We start from the raw sequence: 1738 nt of genomic DNA on the forward strand, positions 1-1738 counted from the left end.
GATCCATCCAGTCCGGCACTCTGACGAAGCCGAAATTGAACGCAAACGCCCGGTTCGCTGACAATAGCAGCACAGACGATATCGAACAGGCAAACAACATGCGTTTCATGCGGCGTTCCCCTATATCCGCAGCGATAATCTCTCTTGATTGAAAGCCTGTTATTCCTGCCCGTCAAGATTGCTGGCAACGCGCGTGCCGTTCTTGCCAATCGTTTGTTGAGCAAGGCCCGCACGGCCGGCTCGCTGCCCGCGATAACTTGCGGGATGCCGAACATGAGCGCACACTAAAATTCGGGCGGAGGGGGCTCATCAACAAGAACGGGAGGAATTCATGAATGCCATGAGCTTCACTGCCCTTGAGGGCGGCAAGACCACGGTCGACGCCGCCGCCCTGGAAACGCTTTCGACGCAAATACGCGGCACGGTTCTGCGGGAGGGTGACGCCGGCTACGACGGCGCGCGCAGCATCTGGAATGACATGATCGACCGGCGGCCCGGGCTGATCGCGTGCTGCGTCGGCGCCTCCGATGTCGTTGCCGCGGTGAATTTCGCCCGTGAGAACGGACTTCTCGTCTCCGTGCGCGGCGGCGGTCATAACATTGCCGGCAGCGCCATCTGCGAGGGCGGCCTCGTCATCGATCTCTCCATGATGAAGTCTGTGCGGGTCGATGTCGCGGCGCGGCGCGCCTGGGTCGGACCCGGCGCCACGCTTGTCGATGTCGACCGCGAAACGCAGGCCTTCGGGCTGGCGCTGCCGACCGGCATCAACTCGACCACCGGCATCGCCGGCCTGACGCTGGGCGGCGGCTTCGGGTGGATCACCCGCAAATACGGGCTGACCATCGACAATCTCGTTTCCGCCGACGTGGTAACCGCGCACGGCAAGCTGCTGCGCGCCAGCGAGACCGAGAACGCGGACCTGTTCTGGGCGCTGCGCGGCGGCGGCGGCAATTTCGGCGTCGTCACGGGGTTCGAGTTCAAACTTCACCGGTTCGGGCCGCAAGTGCTGTCGGGCCTTGTGGTCCATCCCTTCGCCGATGCCGGGAAGGTGCTTCGGGAATACCGCGCCGCGCTCGAAACCGCTCCCGACGAACTGACCTGCTGGGTGGTCATGCGGCAGGCGCCGCCGCTGCCCTTCCTGCCGGCCGAATGGCACGGCAAGGAAGTGCTGGTGCTGGCCATGTGCTATTGCGGCGATATCGAGGCTGGCGAAAAGGCGACGCAAAAGCTCCGCGCCATCGGCACGCCGATCGCCGACGTCGTCGGTCCCAATCCGTTCACGGGCTGGCAGCAGGCCTTCGATCCGCTGCTCGCGCCTGGCGCCCGCAACTATTGGAAGAGCCATGACTTCACCGAGCTTTCCGACAGCGCGATCGAGATCACCACGACCGCGATATCCAGCCTTCCGGGTCCCGAATGCGAGATATTCTTCGGCCATGTCGGCGGCGTCGCTGGCCGCGTCCCGGCGGATGCGACGGCGTTTCCGCAGCGGAGCTCGCATTTCGTCATGAACGTTCACGCCCGCTGGCGCGAACCGGCCATGGACAAGGCCTGCATCGAATGGGCTCGAGACATCTATGAAGCATCAAAGCCTCATGCTGCCGGAACGGCCTATGTGAACTTCATGCCGGAGGATGAGATCGACCGTGTCGAAGCGGCCTATGGCGGCAATTATGGCCGGTTGCTCGAGATCAAGCAGCGCTACGACCCGCAGAACCTGTTCCGCATGAACCAGAAC

At 63.4% G+C, this 1738-nt stretch carries 2 protein-coding genes; one reads left to right on the top strand and one right to left on the bottom strand.

All coding sequences use genetic code 11. From position 1 onward, the window contains the following. The coding region (locus EOA60_RS38435; protein WP_206628343.1) for a hypothetical protein at positions 1 to 275 on the bottom strand (275 nt) is incomplete at its 3' end. Positions 276 to 331: 56 nt separating this feature from the next. Here EOA60_RS38435 and EOA60_RS31605 point away from each other — a divergent pair. Continuing rightward, positions 332 to 1738 (top strand): FAD-binding oxidoreductase (locus EOA60_RS31605; protein ID WP_164899718.1); only part of this gene is annotated, 1407 nt, incomplete at its 3' end.

The organism is Mesorhizobium sp. M1A.F.Ca.IN.020.06.1.1 (genome assembly GCF_004023265.1).
Lineage (GTDB): Bacteria > Pseudomonadota > Alphaproteobacteria > Rhizobiales > Rhizobiaceae > Mesorhizobium.